This window comes from Candidatus Nealsonbacteria bacterium (assembly GCA_019923605.1).
Classification (GTDB): domain Bacteria; phylum Patescibacteriota; class Minisyncoccia; order Minisyncoccales; family CSSED10-335; genus JAHXGM01.
Genome location: JAHXGM010000014.1, coordinates 1 through 16,171, shown reverse-complemented (window position 1 = coordinate 16,171; position 16,171 = coordinate 1). Strand labels below are relative to the sequence as shown.

Genomic DNA, 16,171 nt, shown 5'->3' with positions numbered 1-16,171 from the left:
ATTCTTCTTTGGTAGAATGATGTACATGAAGCAATACACTGAAGAAGAATTATCAGGCATATATGAAAACCTCTCGGAAAATCTTAAAGAGGCTCTTTTTTCTACTGCAACATCCAGGAATATTTTAAATACATGTAAAAGAAATGATGTTCCAAACGAAAATATTGGCGATGTGGCAGAAGCAGTTGGATATGTTCTCTTAGGTTTACTCCCTCCTGAAGAATTAGAGATTTTTATTTCTCAAAAAACAGGCCTATCACCTGAAGTATCAAAAGATGTTGTTCGAGAAATAGCTAGATTCATTTTATTCCCGCTGAAAGATGAAATTGCCAATCTTTACGACATAACAAAAAAAGACAAAGCTGAGGGAATTGAAAAATCTCCTAGTGGTGTTGGTGCTAAAAAAATACCAGAAGAAAATACTAGGGAAAATGTTATTGCAGAAAATAACGACCTGTATAGAGAGCCCATAGAATAATATGCAATATAAAGTACCACAATTCATTGAACACGAACTTAAAATAGTTGGTCCCCTCACGTTTAAGCAATTTATATTTATATCTATTGCTGGAACAATTTCTCTTGTTTTATTTTTTACTATTGCTGAGACTAGTTTTATTTTATGGCTTATCATAACTTCTATTTTAATGGGAACAGCTATCGGATTAACTTTTCTTCAAGTAGAAGGATTTCCTCTATTTATTGTAATAAAAAAATCAATTGAATTCTTTGCAAAGCCAAAAATTTATATTTGGGAAAAAAAAGCATTTACTCCCAAATTAGTTCTTTTGAGCGAGCCGCAAAAAGAGGTTCCTGTAATTTTAACTAGAGGAAGAACGATTAAGTCTGCGGAGAAAAGTAGACTGAAAAAATTATGGAACGAAATTGAATTAAAATAATATGGCTGAAAAAACATCTACTCAACAATTTCTTGAAATAAACCAAATAAGAGACGGCGTAATGATCCTTAAAAATAAAACCTTGAGGGGTGTTTTAATAGTTTCATCCGTCAACTTTGCACTAAAATCAGTTGAAGAACAAAATTCTATTATCTACCAATTTCAAGACTTTCTTAATTCATTGGATTTTTCAACCCAAATACTTTGTCAGTCCAGAAAACTTAATATCACAGGGTATCTTGATAAAATAAACTTCCTGGAAGAAAACCAAACGAACGAGATGCTAAGAGCACAAACAAAAGAGTATAAAAACTTTATCCAAAATATAGTTGCGAATCAAGATATCTTAATTAAGAATTTTTTTGTGATAATACCTTATGCCACAATAGAAGCAACCGGACTTACTATCCCTGGCAAGAAAAAAGAATCTCCCCAATTAACCGAGGAAGTTTTCCAAAGGTGTAAAAGCCAGCTGTGGCAAAGAATGGAGTTTGCTGCTCTAGGATTACGAAGATGTGGATTACAAGCCGTACCGCTTACTTCTCCCGAGCTAATTGAATTATTCTGGAGCCTACACCATCCTAAAGAATCTGAAACTGGTTATTACCCAGAGTTTCCTCAAGAACTTATTACATAAAAATGCCTAATTTTGATTTTATAAAAAATTTAATACCCGCCTCCAAAAAGAAAACTGTGATAGGCGAAACTTTGGAAGCAGAAATTCTAAATATAAAGGACCTGGTCGCTCCGCCATTTATAGAGGTTGCACAAAACCATCTTAAAATAGGGGATGCTTTTGCAAAGTCTTTCTTTGTTTTCTCCTACCCTCAATACCTTACCAGTGCTTGGCTGTTCCCTGTAATTAACCTTAATGTGCCGATGGATATATCATTCTTTATCCATCCGATTAACACGGGAGAAACCTTAAAGAAATTGAGGCGTAAGGTAACGGAAGTCCAGGCAGAATTATCCGAAAAATCGTCTAAAGGGTTAGTCAGGGATCCTGCCCTTGAAATAGCCTATCGTGACCTTGAAGAGCTAAGAGATAAGTTAATGTCCGCCCAAGAAAGAATGTTTAAGCTGGGTATATATATTACAGTTTATGGGAATAGCGAGAATGATCTTCAAAAAATAGAGAGTAAATTAAGGTCTATTCTTGAAGCAAAGCTCATTTATATAAAGCCTGCTATCTTCCAGCAAAAAGAGGGGTTTGTTTCGACCGCCCCCTACGGAATGGATATGTTGCAAAACCATACCCCAATGAATACTGAGCCACTCTCTAGTATTTTCCCATTTACATCATTTGATCTTAGTTCCAACGATGGAATTCTTTATGGTGTTAATCTTCATAATAATTCCTTAATTCTTTTTGATCGATTTAGTTTAGAAAATCCTAACTCAATAATATTTGGAACCTCTGGATCGGGTAAATCTTATCTAGTTAAACTAGAGGCCCTAAGATATTTAATGACAGGGATTGATGTTATTATTATCGATCCAGACAATGAATATCGTGTTTTAGCAGAAGCAGTGGACGGATCATTCTATGATATCTCACTCTCTTCACATAGTCATATTAACCCTTTTGATATTCCTATTCCGGGCGAGGGCGAAAATCCAGAAGAAGTATTAAGATCAAACTCCATTAACTTGGTTGGGCTTTTTAGAATTATGATGGGAGGCCTTACTCCTGAAGAAGATGCAATCATCGATCAAGCAATATCTGAAACCTATGCTGCAAAAGATATTACTACAGATTCTAGTCCCTCTACATGGAGTGCTAATGTCCCCGTAATGTCTGATCTGGAACAAGTGCTAGAAAACATGGAAGGAACTGAGTCTCTTGTTAGAAGATTAAAAAAGTTTACAACCGGAGCCTATTCTAATTTCTTTAACCAAAAATCTAATGTATCAATGGGTAATAATATGACCGTTTTTGGAATAAGAAATCTAGAAGAGGAATTAAGGCCAATGGCCATGTTTATGGTAATGAGATATATCTGGAAAACAGTAACCTCTTCCCTTAAGAAAAGAATTCTCATTGCTGATGAAGCTTGGCTATTAATGCAAACTGAAGACGGGGCATCATTTTTATTTGGACTATTTAAGAGGTCAAGAAAATACTGGCTGGGAGTTACTGCGATCACTCAAGACGTTTCTGACTTTATGAGATCAAATTATGGACAGCCAATTATTAACAATGCGGCTCTAAAAACACTTCTCAAACAGTCTCCGGCCGCTATAGATAAAATTCAAGCTGTTTTTAATTTAACCGATGAAGAGAAAATGATTTTACTAGAAGGATCTATTGGAGAGGGAATATTCTTTGCGGGACATAAACATGTTGCAATGAAAATTATTGCTTCCCCAACCGAAGATAAAATAATAACAACTTCCCCCGAAGCGCTGAATCGATTAAAAAAAGAAAAAGATTGGCTCAAAGAAATATAAGCAACAAAACAAAAATAGCCTCTTCAAGGGGCTATTTTTTTCTTTCTTAAAAGATTGGCTTAACAACTACTTTCCGAGAAAATCCCTCTCCAATACTTTCAGTTTGAACATCGTTTCTTTCTTTTAAGGCCATATGCACTATTCTTCTTTCATAAGGATTCATTCGTGGCAGAACTTTTTCTTTTTTATAAAAAACTACTTCATCCGCAACATCCTTGACTATATCCTGTAAGGCTCTTTTCTTTTTTTCTTTATAATCATTTATATCTATCTCTATAAAGATATCATCACCCATCTTCTTTCTTAATAAAAGCCTTAAAAGGTGCTGAATTTCAGATAATGTCTGGCCCTTTTCTCCAATTAATATTTTAGGATCATTCATTTTAAGGCAAATCATAAAAACATTCTCTCTAAAAGAAATATCAATATCGTCAGCCTTAAATGTTGCTGTATCAAAAAATCCATTAACCTCTTCTCTTATTTTTTCTTGGTATTCGTTATTCATATTTTTTTAAGGATAAAGTGTTGTTGGATTATCGAAAATACTGTTCCTATAAGCCAATATAATGCTATAGCCGACGGCAATCTCAAAAGAATAAATATGGTAAAAAAGGGGAAAAAGTAAAGCATTTGCTTTTGTATTTTATCAGCCATCTCTTGTGTTGCGTCCTTCTTTCCTTTAGTCTCTCGTTTCTGAACAGTAATCATTTTCATTTGGAAGAACTGAGCAACCCCTGCTCCTATAATAATTAACATGTTTCCTAATAAAAAAGAAGACCCACCATCAACTTCTATCATTCCAGATTTAGCCAAATCAATAATCCCTAAAAAAAGAAAATTTATGTAGCCGGGATGAGATATAAACCCATACAATATACCCGCCTCAAGCTCTTGTACGCCCCATAGGACCTTATAAAGAGCAATTAACACAGGTAACTGTATGAAAAGCGGTAAAAACCCAGAAAAGGGGTTAATCTTGGCTTCTTTATATACATTTAAAACTTCCTTTACTTGTCTCTCCTTATCATTCTTGTATTTCTCTTGAGTTTCTTTGATCTTAGGTTGAATTTCAGTAATGGCTCTTTGAGACTGGATACCTTTGGCGCTTAGAGGGTAGAGAACAAGCCTAATAAGGACCGTGAGAAGAATTATAGCTATCCCGAAATCGTTTCCAGGAATAATTTGATAAAGCAATATCAACGCATTCATTAATGGTCGATAAAGAAACATATCAAATAACAAAGAAATTAATTGCATTTTAGACTTTTAGTGCTATTTCAAAATTCCAATTCTTTTAAATACTCCCCCTAATATCTGATTGACATCGCTTGATTTGTTTTCTGAAATTTTTGGTCTCGCTATAATTATGACATCCCAACCAACTGACATATCTTGAATTATAGATCTAACCTGTTCCCTTAAAACTCTCTTGATCCTGTTTCTTCTAACGGCTTTCTTGGATACTTTTTTAGAAACAATAAACCCAAACCGATTATTATTCAAGTCGTTTTTAATGAATTTAATTACTACTTCATCAGAAACAACCCCCTTTCCTTCCTTAAAAACCCTGTCAAAATCTTTTTCTTTTTTTAATCTGTTCTCAAAAGAAAGCATTTGAACTTTAATTATACTGTAAGTCTTTCTCTGCCCTTTCTTTTTCTTCTTAAAAGAACTCTCCTTCCGCCTGTTGTGTTAGATCTTTTAAGAAAACCGTGAGTTCGTTTTCTTTTTCTTTTCTTTGGTTGATATGTAATAGACATGTTTTTAAGATTAAATCTATTCTAAGATGGTACTGTTTTTATCTTAAAAAGTCAAATCAAAAAGCTACTAATTATCTTAAAAAAATAACTAATTTCCAATATCGTAATAATCAAAATTAATCCCCATTTTGTCCACAGCTTTTCAACAATTTTAATATTTTTTTAGGTTAAACGCTTGGTTTTCTTAGTTTATTGACGTATGATATAATCATTCCGTAAGGAAAAACATATGACCAAAGACGAACTCTGGGGCGCAGTATTAGCTCAGATACAATTAAATATATCTCAAGCCAACTTTAATACATGGTTCAAGGATACAGAAATAATCTCAGTGAATAGCTCTGAGGTAATGGTTTCTGTGCCTAATTCATTTGCTAAAGAATGGCTAGAAAACAAGTATAATAAGATTATTATTAAAACTATAAACGAGGTGAATGGGTGCAAGGTAAAAGACGTGAAATATATTGTCAGTAATAAAGAAACCCAGGCCACTAAAAAATATACTAATACCCCTGTAAACTCCAACCAATTGGAGTTTATGGAATTAAATACAGATAAAGAAACTAATCTTAACCCGAAATATACTTTTGATAATTTTGTTGTGGGTCCTTTTAATGAATTACCACACGCTGCTGCGCAAGCAGTATCGCAAAATCCAGGCACACTATATAACCCATTATTTATATACGGAGGAGTCGGTCTTGGAAAAACTCATTTAATGCAAGCTGTAGGAAATGAAATAATTAAAAACTTCCCGAATAAAAAAATTAGATATGTATCGGTAGAAAAATTTACTTCTGAAGTTGTTTCCTCAATCCGGAACAGAACCATGGAAGAGTTTAAATTAAAATATAGAGATGTTGATGTGCTAATTATTGATGATGTCCAATTCCTTTCAGGTAAAGAAAAAACTCAAGAAGAATTCTTTCATACATTTAATAGTCTTTATGAAAAGAACAAACAAATAATAATATCCTCTGATCGACCCCCGAGATCAATTCAATCACTAGCGGAAAGACTAAGGTCTAGGTTTGAGGGAGGAATGATAACCGATGTAAGTCAACCAGACATTGAAACACGTCTAGCTATATTAAAAACTAAAGCCCAGGAAAAGAACGCCGATTTTTCAGATGATGTTTATAATTATATAGCAACTAATATCCAGAAAAACATAAGAGAATTAGAGGGTGCCTTAAATAAGCTTATCGCCCATCAAAAACTAGGAAATCAAGTTGTTGATTTAAATAAAGCCGAATCAATCCTTAAAAGTGCTTTCCGATCATCAACTAAAAATACAACCCCCAAGAAAATTATTAAGGCTGTTGCCCAATTCTATGATATAAAAGAAAAAGATATGTTAGATGTTTCTCGTAAAAAAGAAATTGTAAGACCGAGACAAATCACTATGTATCTTTTAAGAAAAGAACTAAGTTGTTCCTTCCCTTTTATAGGAAGAAAGCTCGGCGGAAAAGACCACACAACTGTTATCCATTCTTGTGATAAAATTGAAAAGGAAATAAAAAACAATGAAACATTGAAGGAGGAAATAGAGTTGATAAAACAGTTTATTTTAAGTTTATAAAATGGGGATAAAAATGGAGTCAAAATAAACAAAAAGTTATTAACACGATTTTACCCAGTTTCTTAAACCGCCCCTCCCCTATTATTTTAAACACAAATTAAGCTTAAATAATTAATTAAAATTACCTAGACTATAATAACTATATTATTTAATAAATAAAAAGATGAAGATAAAAATAAATCAATTAAAATTTAAAGAAGGTGTTGGAATTACAGAAAGAATATCCTCAAGATCTTCTTCTCTTCCTATTTTAAAAAATATTATTATAAGAGCTCAGAAAAATATTATTAATATTTCTTCAACTGACCTAGAGACTGGTATTCAGTGGTGGGCTATAGCAAAAACCGAGAAAGAGGGAGAGGTTGTTGTTCCAGCTAATATTTTATCCGGGTTTATTAATTTCTTACCAGATAAAAATATTGAACTTACAACAATCAAGAATGATTTAATAATTGAATGTGGTAGTTATAAGACACAAATAAAAGGGTTTAATAGTGATGATTTTCCGATAATTCCAGAGGTTGCTGAAAAGAATTCAATATTAATTAATGCGAAAGATCTTTGTAAAGGGTTATCTCAAATTTCAGATATTCCTAGTTTTTCCACTACTCGTCCGGAAATATCAGGCATTTTTTTTAATTTTAAAAAAGACAGACTTAAATTAGTCGCAACTGATAGTTATAGGCTTGGAGAAAAGAGTTTATTATTAAACAAAGTAATTGAGAATGATTTTTCATTTATTCTTCCACAAAAAGCCGTTAAGGAAATCATTGGTATTTTTGGAGAAAAAGACGGAGATATAAATATTGTTTTAGGTGCAAGTCAGGTTTTGTTTGAATTGACTATGAAAGAAATTATTCACCCTCAAATAAAGTTTACCTCAAGAATTATTGAAGGAGAATATCCTAATTATGAAGAGATAATACCAGCCAAAAATAGTATACAGGCTATTTTAAATCGAAACGATCTCTTGAATCAAATAAAAGCTGCTAGTCTTTTTAGTGGTAAAGTGAACGAGGTGGTATTGAGAATAGATCCTGACAAAAAAGAGGTTGAGGTGTTAAGTCAGAGTCCTGATTCTGGGGAATATTCATCCACCCTTACAGGAAAAATTACTGGAAAAAAAGAGAGTGTTTCTTTCAACCACAGATTTTTAACTGATGGTCTTGGCAATATTAAAAGCTCTGAAATAGTTTTTGAAACCAATAGCGGATCTGAGCCTGGAGTTTTTAAGCCAGTCGGAGAATCAGACTTTCTCTATATTGTAATGCCGATAAGAGCCAATTAGAAGGAAGTGGCATATTCTATAAATTCTTTCCAAATAGGAACAGCTATTCCCGCCCCAGGTGCATTTCGCATCGGGGTGTTGTCGTTATTACCAGACCAAACTCCAACAGCAATAGAATTATTATATCCAATAGCCCAACCATCCCTGTAGTCTTGAGTGGTTCCTGTTTTTACTGATATGCCGGGTATATTTAACAGAGAGTTTGATCCAAAAACAGGGCTCCTTGCTTCATTATCTGATAAGATACTTGTAATCGATCTAGCGACATTAGAATTTAAAACTCTACGAGGAGTTACGTTTCTTTTCTCTATTGTTCTGCCTCTAGAATCGGTCATTTTTATTATTGATGTTGGAGGAACATGGAATCCATCAGCCGCAAAAACTCCATAAGCAGAAGTTAATTCAAGGAGGGTTACCTCGCCAGTCCCTAGTGCTAGGGGCAATCTATAAAAAGAGGCAGGGTGGACTAGAGTGGTTATTCCAAGATCACCTGCTGTTTGAAGAACCTCTTCTACATTGGTAAGTCGGTGGGTTGCTCTAACAGCCGGAATATTAAGAGATTGAGCAAGGGCTTGCCTAATAGTAACAGCTCCTCTGAAAAGACCATCATAATTTCTTGGGGCATAGCCAGCGATATTGATTGGTTCATCTACAATTATTGTTTGGTCGTTATGACCATTTTTAAAGACACTAGCATAAACAATTGGCTTAAAAGCCGAACCTGGTTGTCTGGAACGTTTTGTTACATTTGGGTATGGTTCAAAGAGACAATTTTCCCCTGGGGTACACCCCGCTGGATAAGGATCCTTGAAATAATTAGCCGAACCAACCATTGCTAAAATTTCTCCACTATTAGGGTTTAGTGCTACCAACGATGAATTATGGGAATTGAAAGAAGTATTCAATGCGACCCTTCTCTTTACTATCTCTTCGGCTTTTTTTTGCAAGTTCCAATCAAGTGTAGTGTAAACTTTTAACCCTCTAGTTCTTAAGTACTCATCTCCATATTTTTCCATAAGGTAGCTAACAACCTCTAATGTAAAGTGAGGAGCCTTTAATAGTCTGTTTATAGGAGAGAAAACAATTTCTTCTTCCTTAAATTCTTGACCCTCTTCATATGAGAGATATCCTTTATAAACCATTCTATCAATAACGTAATTCTTTCGAATCATTAGTGCGTCTATATTATTGCCATAGGGGGATAGTCTACCAGGACTTCTGATTAGTGCTGCTAATATAGCTGCTTCAGGAACAGTTATCTCAGAGACTGACTTATTGAAGAAGGTTTGTGAAGCCGCTTCAACACCATAAGCGTTTCCTCCAAAAGGAATTTGGTTCAAGTAAAATTCTAGAATCATTTCTTTTGAATATCTTCTTTCAAGCTCAATAGTAAGAATAACTTCTCGAACTTTTCGTTCAAGGGTCCTTTCTCCGGTAAGAAAGGTTGACCTGATTAGCTGCTGTGATATTGTTGAACCGCCTTGGGCCACTCTTCGGAGCCTTATATTCTCTAAAAAAGAACGAGCAATGCCCCTAAAATCAACTCCGATGTGACTATAGAAATTAGCATCCTCGGTTACTATCACTGCATGTTGTAAATGCTCGGGGATTTGGTCTATTGAAACTAAGTCTCTTTTTTCTTCTCCAAATATTGTATATAAAATAACTTGACCAGTTCTGTCATATATTCTGGTAGGCTCTATAAATCGTCTTTCGGTGAAATTTTCTGGTCGCGGTAAATCTTTTGCGAAATAAACAAACACCGCTAAACTAAAAACGGAGCCCATAAGTAGCGCCAATAAAAACCATTGGAAAAGCTTCTTAAATATATTCTTAGTGCTAGACTTGCCGCTCCCACTACTTTTATATATATTTTTGTAATATTTTTTGAACATAATAAATCAGAATTCGTTATTCTATACGATTTATTTAAATATAGCAAATTTATAATAAGTTTGATATACTTTTTAGTATGAAAAATAAAGATGTAAAAATCAAAGAGGCGGTATCAAGAGCCGTAGAAATAGTCTATCCTTCTTCAGAAAAACTTACAGAACTTCTTAATAAAAAGAAGAAAATTCGCCTTTATTGCGGTTATGACCCAACAAGCCCTTATTTACACATAGGACACTTGGTAACTTTTTTAAAACTAGCCGATTTTCAGACCCTAGGTCACGAGGTGATAATTCTTATCGGAGATTTTACTGGAATGATTGGTGATCCGACTGATAAGAAAGAAACTAGGGTTAAATTAACCAGGGAGCAGGTTCTTAATAACTCAAAAAACTATAAAAGAATGGCGAGTAAGGTTCTTGATTTTGAGGGGCCTAACCCGGCTAAAATTCTTTATAACAGCCAATGGAATGACTCGCTATCTTTCTCTGAGGTCATCGGATTAGCTTCTAATTTTACCGTGCAACAGATGATGGCAAGAGACATGTTTCAAGATAGAATAAACAGAAAAAAGCCGATATACTTGCATGAATTTCTTTATCCATTAGTTCAGGGATATGACAGCGTAGCCATAGACGTTGATTTAGAAATAGGAGGCCAAGACCAAATATTTAATATGCTTTGTGGTAGAGACTTAATGAAGAATCTAAAGAAAAAAGAAAAATTCGTTTTAGGAATGAAGCTGCTGGTCACCGCTGATGGTAAAAAAATGGGAAAGACGGAAGGAGGTGCAGTTTCACTAGAAGAAACTCCTAGTAATATATATGGCACGATAATGTCGTGGCCAGATGAATCAATAATTTCTGGGCTAGAAATATTAACTAGAATTTCCATGGAAGATGTTCTTGAAATTAAAGAAAGCATTACTGGCGGAAAGATCAATCCGATGGAGGCAAAATCTCTTTTGGCAAAAGAAATAGTAACTATTTGTTATGACTCTGAAAAGGCAGAGAAAGCAGAAAAAGATTTCGGCAAGGTTTTTAAAAAAAAGGAACTGCCATCTCAAATTCCAACATTTAAGGTAAAGGAAAAGTCTTTAAATATATTAAACCTTCTTTTGTCTTCCGGGTTAGTTTCCTCTAAGGCAGAGGGCAAAAGACTAATAGAGCAGGGAGGAGTTAAAATTGAAAAGGATGTTCAATTAGATTGGAAACAAGAAATAATGACTAAAAAAGGAATGGTAATTCAAGTTGGCAAAAGGAAGTTTGCTAAGATAGATTAATATTTACTTACAATTAAGAGAGGCATAGCAAATTGCAATAGCCAAGGCATCGGCTGCATCATCAGGTTTAGGAATTTCGTCTAGGTTTAATAATAATTTAACCATTTCTTGAACCTGTTTTTTTTGTGCCCGCCCATGACCTACTGTAGCCATTTTTGCTTGAAGAGGGGTGAATTCATGAATAGGAATATTTTTTTGGGAGGCCACCATCATAAATATTCCTTTCACCTGACTAACGGGTATCACAGTTTTAGCATTTTTAAAAAAAAAGATACTTTCAACTGCTATTACATTCGGGTTATATTTTTCTATTAGGGATATAAAATCATCATTTATTATTTTGAGTCGGTCTGGGAATAGTGTTCCCGGAGATGTTTTAATTATTCCATAATCAATACAATCAAGAGAATCTCTTTCTCTTGATTGTATAACTCCATATCCAGTTGTAGCTATTCCAGGATCTATTCCTATTATAATCATTTTATATTTGAATATATTTCTTGTACATCATCGTTATCGTCAAGCTCTTCAAAAAGTTTATCACAAGTTTTTGTATTTCTTTTGTCTATTTCAACTGGAATTGAGGGGATCCAGGTGAAAGATGAGGATTCTATGCTTAATCCTTGATTTATTAATTCCAATTTTATTTTCTCTAATTCTTCGGGTTTTGTATATATATTTATTTCCTGGTCTTGGATTTTATAATCATCCACTCCTAACACGATAAGTTTAACTTCTAAATCATCTATGTCCTCTACAAGACTAGTTGTAATAAGGCCCTTTTTTTGAAACATCCATTTGACTGACCCCGACTCTGCAAACTTACCGTTATATCTATTTATAATTGTTTTAAAGTCAGAAAGGCTTCTGTTTTTATTATCAGTAATTCCTTCAACAATAATAGCAACTCCACTTGGTCCGTAAGCTTCAAAGATAAATGCCTCTAGTAAGCCCTCTTTTAATTCGCCAGAACCTCTTTTAATCGCTCTTTCTATATTCTCTTTGGGCATGTTTGATTTTTTAGCTTTTTCAACGATAAGTCTTAGTGACGGATTAGAATCAATGCTAGGACCACCCTCTTTTGCCGCAAGAGATATTGCTTTGCCGATTTTAGTAAAAGTTGAGGCTCTTTTTTTTGCATCAGCCTCTCTTGTGTGTTTTGTATTCTTCCAATGACTATGTCCTGCCATAAAATTGATTAGTTAAGTTTCTTTATAGATAATACAACCAATGAAGAGAATATAGCAACCATTAAAGCAGAAAAGAAAGGGAAGGGCTTATTTTTTTCAAGAGAGGCAGTTTTTTCTAAAAAAACATTATCTATAATTTCATTGTTTATTCTTTCTGGGTAAATAAAAAAATCTTCATTATTGCTACCAGTATTCTTATATTCACCATCATTTATCTTTCTTTTTATAATCTCTCCTTTTTCTGGGTTTTGATCAAAGGGGTTTCCTTTTTTAAATTGATCATTTCCAGTTCCCCACGCTAATGAGTCTATTATTTCTCTATCATTATTAAAAAGGGCAAGGCTGTTATTGGAGGATAAGGAAGCAGTGCTCCAAGTGTCGGCACCAATTGATACATGATAGTCATTTCTAGAATTTGCCCAAATAAAATATCCTTTTGCGGGGATAAAGCTATCTTTTGGAAAGACTCGAATTGAATATTCTTTACCAGTAGAAGATTTTTTTCTTAGTCTGAATCCAGCTATATTTAAATTTGTTGGAGCAGGGTTATGTATTTTAATGAAGGACTCTTTTGAAGATTCTCCTCGGACCTGAACTTCAGTAATAATTAAATTTTGGGAGAAAACGACCGAGGGCAATAAAATCGTAATAGCAATTATTAATCCCTTTAACATATTAGGCCAAGTGTTGATAGGTTTTTGATGTAGCTATTCTTCCTCTTGATGTTCGTTCAATTAGTCCCATTTGAAGAAGATATGGTTCGTATATATCGAGAATAGTTTCTTCTTCTTCTCCACAGGCTGCAGAGAGAGCTTGTAGCCCCACCGGACCTCCTTTGAACTTATCAACCAATACTTCTAAAATCTTCTTGTCTCCCGGTTCTAATCCTAATTCATCAACCTCGAGCATTTTCAAAGCTTTTTCAGTCAACTCTTCAGTTATTTTATCTTTATTTTCTATCTGAGTGAAGTCCCTCACTCTTTTTAAAAGTCTATTTGCTACCCTAGGAGTAAATCGGGATCTAGATGCAATAATTTTAATAGAATCATCGTCAATTCCAATTTCAAGTATTTTAGCAGACCTTTTAATAATTCTTTCCATTTCTTCTATGTTATAAAAATCAAGCTTAAAGGTCGCCCCAAACCTACTGCGTAGGGGGGAAGAAAGAAAAGCCAATCGAGTGGTTGCACCTATTAAAGTAAATCTAGGAAGCTTCAATTCAAGAGTTCTGGCCATTGGCCCTTTACCTAAAATTAAATCAAGCTTATAATCTTCTAGGGCAGGATAGATAGTTTCTTCACAATTTTTGCTTAGTCTATGAAGCTCGTCTATGAAAATAATTCCTCCTTCCGGAAGATTTGTTAAGAGAGCTACTAAATCGCCAGATCTTTCTATTGAGGTTCCCGAAGTGATCTTGATTTTAGAGCCCATTTCTTTAGCGATAAGCCTTGCTAAGGTGGTTTTGCCCAATCCAGATCCGCCGTAGAGAAGAATATGTTCGCAACAGGATTCTTTTCTTTTTTTTGCCGCACCGATAATAACTTGGACATTTTTCTTTATCTTTTCTTGTCCAATATATTCACTCCAAGCACTAGGCCTGAGGGTAGAATCGAAAACATAGTCATTAGCAGTTTCCTCTTCAGGGCTTGACAAATTTTTCATATTAGTTATAGTTAATGTATCGAAAGCAACAGAGCTGGGGGTCCTTTGAGCTTTTTCTTAGTAAAATGGATAATTTGGTTTCACGACTAAATTTCTCCTCGGAAGAAGTTTAAAAGCTTTGAGTACCTAACTACCATAAGTTATTTAGGGACCCCAGCTCTGGTGCTTTTTTTGTTAATCGAAAGCTACTCGCTCAACCTCGTCAATCGTTGTCTCTCCCCTAATCACTTTAATAAGTCCGTCCTGATACATAGTTATCATCCCTTTGGTGATAGCTATTTCTTTTAATTCAGATGATGGCGGCGATGATAATATTATTTTTTCCATTTCTGCATCAATAATGAGTGCTTCAAATACTCCCACTCTTCCCTTGTATCCAGTGTCGTTACATTTAGTACAACCTACTATTTTAGGAATCTTTATATCTTCAGAAAAAGATACTATTTCTTCAGAAAGTTTCCCAAGAGACTTTCTTAGTTTTTGATATTCTTCTTCAGTGACAGTATGAAGAGTAGCACAGTGCATACAGATTTTTCTTACCAGTCTTTGTGCGATAATAATATTTACGGCCGGAGCGATATTATGAGCCTGCTCTCCAAGAGATTGAATTCTGGAAATAGTACCGGCTGCGTCGTTAGTATGCAGGGTTGTTAAAACTAGATGTCCGGTAAGGGCTGCTTGAAGAGATATTTGAGCGGTTTCTAGATCTCTTACCTCACCGACTAATATAACATCGGGATCTTGCCTGACTATAGCCCTAAGTCCATTAGCGAAATCATATCCTTTTTCGCGACGAACTTCGGTTTGAGAAATTCCTGCAAGATGATATTCAACGGGGTCTTCAATTGTAATTATTTTTATCTCGGGCTTCCTTATTTTTTTAAGAATTGCATAAAGGGTAGTGGTTTTACCAGATCCAGTTGGTCCGGTAACAATAATCATGCCATTTGGCCTCTTAACCTCTCGTGCAAAAATTTCACCCAAGTCTTTTCGTAAACCCAATTCTTCCATTTCTACTAATTTTTTTGGATTAAGTAATCTCATAACAACACTTTCTCCATACTCTGACGGAAGAGATGACGATCTTATTTCAATCAATTCATCTTCTCCGGAATCTATTCCCCCCCTTTCTATTACGGGAAATGTAATTGAAAATCTTCCATCTTGTGATTTTCCGGTGATATTAAGCTTTATTCCTGAAAGTAGTTTTATTCGTGATAACACTCCTTTGTGAATTTTAAGGTCAAATTCTATCACGTCGTGAAGTATTCCATCAAGCCTAACTCTGAGCTTTGCATTTTCTTCTTCGGGCTCAATATGGATATCTGATACATCTAAAATAATACTAGAAGCTAAGATGACTTCTAGTATTTCAGAGGTGTTACTGGATAGGAATTTTTCTAAAAATGAAGAAAATGAAGATATTGAAGATATTTCTTTCTTAGCATCTAAGAAAAGACTTCTGGGTATACTGATTTCTTTAGTTATTTTTTTTGCTTGATCCATTTGAGATTGTTATTTTAATTCAATTTATATCAAATTGTTGAATTCGTCAAACTCATCTTGATTTTTTTCTTCTTTTAAGTAATTGTATTAATAATGAAAACGTTAAGTGCGTCATCATTACAAACGAAGAAGCTGGGAGCTGATTTGGCCAAAAAAGTTTTAGCTAAAAAAGTTACTAAGGCGGTTATTATTGGACTAAAGGGGGATCTTGGAGGAGGGAAAACAACCTTTGCACAGGGCTTTATTAAAGAGCTTGGCATAAAAGAAAAAGCTCTTAGCCCCACTTTTGTTATTTTTAGAAGATTTGAAATATCAAATAATGATAATTTTAAGAACTTTTATCATTTCGATGTTTATAGAATAAAAGACCCCAAAGAATTAATATCTCTTGGGTTTAGTGATATTATTAATGATCCTCAAAACATTGTATTAATCGAGTGGGTGGATGTGGTCAAGGAACTTGTGCCTGAAAAATCCATAGTTGTAAGCTTTGAATTTATTGATAAAAATAAAAGAGAAATAATACTCGGAAGCGTTGATGATATTTTGTAATATGATATAAGTATATCGCTTAGGGGCCCGTGGTATAGAGGCAACACACGTCCATGGCATGGATGAGTCCGGGGTTCAATTCCCCGCGGGTCCACCATAAGGAACT

18 protein-coding genes and 1 tRNA gene are annotated in these 16,171 nt (G+C 34.4%); 9 read left to right on the top strand and 10 right to left on the bottom strand.

Features of this window, described 5'->3' with window-relative positions:
* From KY054_02665 to KY054_02650, 4 genes are all read left to right on the top strand, one after another.
* Positions 1 to 478, top strand: a 478-nt coding sequence (locus KY054_02665; GenBank protein MBZ1356649.1) for a hypothetical protein, incomplete at its 5' end; no start/stop codon positions are given.
* Between the two features lies 1 nt (position 479).
* On the top strand, positions 480 to 899 hold the full coding sequence (locus KY054_02660) for a PrgI family protein (GenBank protein MBZ1356648.1): 420 nt from the start codon (positions 480 to 482) through the stop codon (positions 897 to 899).
* Between the two features lies 1 nt (position 900).
* Positions 901 to 1,536 (top strand): hypothetical protein, encoded by a 636-nt coding sequence (locus KY054_02655; GenBank protein MBZ1356647.1) that lies wholly within the window; start codon positions 901 to 903, stop codon positions 1,534 to 1,536.
* A 2-nt stretch (positions 1,537 to 1,538) separates the two neighbouring features.
* Entirely contained in the window at positions 1,539 to 3,350 is a 1,812-nt protein-coding gene (locus tag KY054_02650) for a DUF87 domain-containing protein (GenBank protein ID MBZ1356646.1), read from the top strand.
* Between the two features lie 46 nt (positions 3,351 to 3,396).
* On the opposite strand, the gene KY054_02645 is transcribed toward KY054_02650, so the two are convergent.
* Genes KY054_02645 through rpmH form a run of 4 tightly spaced genes read right to left on the bottom strand, consistent with a single transcriptional unit; the run spans position 3,397 to position 5,110 of the window.
* Complete coding sequence (locus KY054_02645; GenBank protein MBZ1356645.1) at positions 3,397 to 3,855, bottom strand: KH domain-containing protein; 459 nt, start codon at positions 3,853 to 3,855, stop codon at positions 3,397 to 3,399.
* On the bottom strand, positions 3,852 to 4,607 hold the full coding sequence (locus KY054_02640) for a YidC/Oxa1 family membrane protein insertase (GenBank protein ID MBZ1356644.1): 756 nt from the start codon (positions 4,605 to 4,607) through the stop codon (positions 3,852 to 3,854). Before KY054_02640 ends, KY054_02645 begins: the two co-directional genes overlap by 4 nt.
* Positions 4,608 to 4,622: 15 nt before the next feature.
* Positions 4,623 to 4,964, bottom strand: coding sequence for a ribonuclease P protein component (gene rnpA / locus KY054_02635; GenBank protein ID MBZ1356643.1), 342 nt, complete (start codon positions 4,962 to 4,964; stop codon positions 4,623 to 4,625).
* A gap of 11 nt (positions 4,965 to 4,975) precedes the next feature.
* On the bottom strand, positions 4,976 to 5,110 hold the full coding sequence (gene rpmH, locus KY054_02630; protein MBZ1356642.1) for a 50S ribosomal protein L34: 135 nt from the start codon (positions 5,108 to 5,110) through the stop codon (positions 4,976 to 4,978).
* 229 nt (positions 5,111 to 5,339) lie between these two features.
* On the opposite strand from rpmH, the gene dnaA reads away from it, so the two are divergent.
* Together dnaA and dnaN are read left to right on the top strand one after the other, a co-directional pair.
* Positions 5,340 to 6,692, top strand: coding sequence for a chromosomal replication initiator protein DnaA (gene dnaA / locus KY054_02625; protein MBZ1356641.1), 1,353 nt, complete (start codon positions 5,340 to 5,342; stop codon positions 6,690 to 6,692).
* Positions 6,693 to 6,855: 163 nt separating this feature from the next.
* Complete coding sequence (gene dnaN, locus KY054_02620; protein MBZ1356640.1) at positions 6,856 to 7,980, top strand: DNA polymerase III subunit beta; 1,125 nt, start codon at positions 6,856 to 6,858, stop codon at positions 7,978 to 7,980.
* On the opposite strand, the gene KY054_02615 is transcribed toward dnaN, so the two are convergent.
* Positions 7,977 to 9,875, bottom strand: a complete 1,899-nt coding sequence (locus KY054_02615; protein ID MBZ1356639.1) for a transglycosylase domain-containing protein — start codon at positions 9,873 to 9,875, stop codon at positions 7,977 to 7,979. The two genes, dnaN and KY054_02615, sit on opposite strands and share 4 nt — an antisense overlap.
* 77 nt (positions 9,876 to 9,952) lie before the next feature.
* On the opposite strand from KY054_02615, the gene tyrS reads away from it, so the two are divergent.
* Positions 9,953 to 11,155: a tyrosine--tRNA ligase gene (gene tyrS / locus KY054_02610; protein MBZ1356638.1), complete on the top strand. Its 1,203-nt coding sequence runs from the start codon at positions 9,953 to 9,955 to the stop codon at positions 11,153 to 11,155.
* A gap of 3 nt (positions 11,156 to 11,158) precedes the next feature.
* On the opposite strand, the gene ruvC is transcribed toward tyrS, so the two are convergent.
* From ruvC to KY054_02585, 5 genes are all read right to left on the bottom strand, one after another.
* Complete coding sequence (gene ruvC, locus KY054_02605; GenBank protein MBZ1356637.1) at positions 11,159 to 11,635, bottom strand: crossover junction endodeoxyribonuclease RuvC; 477 nt, start codon at positions 11,633 to 11,635, stop codon at positions 11,159 to 11,161.
* A complete protein-coding gene (locus KY054_02600; protein ID MBZ1356636.1) occupies positions 11,632 to 12,345 on the bottom strand; it encodes a YebC/PmpR family DNA-binding transcriptional regulator in 714 nt (237 codons plus the stop codon). Before KY054_02600 ends, ruvC begins: the two co-directional genes overlap by 4 nt.
* 8 nt (positions 12,346 to 12,353) lie before the next feature.
* Complete coding sequence (locus tag KY054_02595) at positions 12,354 to 13,019, bottom strand: lamin tail domain-containing protein (GenBank protein ID MBZ1356635.1); 666 nt, start codon at positions 13,017 to 13,019, stop codon at positions 12,354 to 12,356.
* Between the two features lies 1 nt (position 13,020).
* Positions 13,021 to 14,007, bottom strand: a complete 987-nt coding sequence (ruvB, locus tag KY054_02590) for a Holliday junction branch migration DNA helicase RuvB (protein ID MBZ1356634.1) — start codon at positions 14,005 to 14,007, stop codon at positions 13,021 to 13,023.
* Between the two features lie 174 nt (positions 14,008 to 14,181).
* Positions 14,182 to 15,513 carry a GspE/PulE family protein gene (locus KY054_02585; protein MBZ1356633.1) on the bottom strand — a complete coding sequence of 444 codons (1,332 nt, stop codon included), beginning with the start codon at positions 15,511 to 15,513 and terminating at the stop codon, positions 14,182 to 14,184.
* A gap of 93 nt (positions 15,514 to 15,606) precedes the next feature.
* On the opposite strand from KY054_02585, the gene tsaE reads away from it, so the two are divergent.
* Entirely contained in the window at positions 15,607 to 16,065 is a 459-nt protein-coding gene (gene tsaE, locus KY054_02580; protein ID MBZ1356632.1) for a tRNA (adenosine(37)-N6)-threonylcarbamoyltransferase complex ATPase subunit type 1 TsaE, read from the top strand.
* Positions 16,066 to 16,088: 23 nt separating this feature from the next.
* Positions 16,089 to 16,162 (top strand) — tRNA-Ala (locus KY054_02575).
* The last annotated feature ends 9 nt before the right edge of the window (positions 16,163 to 16,171 follow it).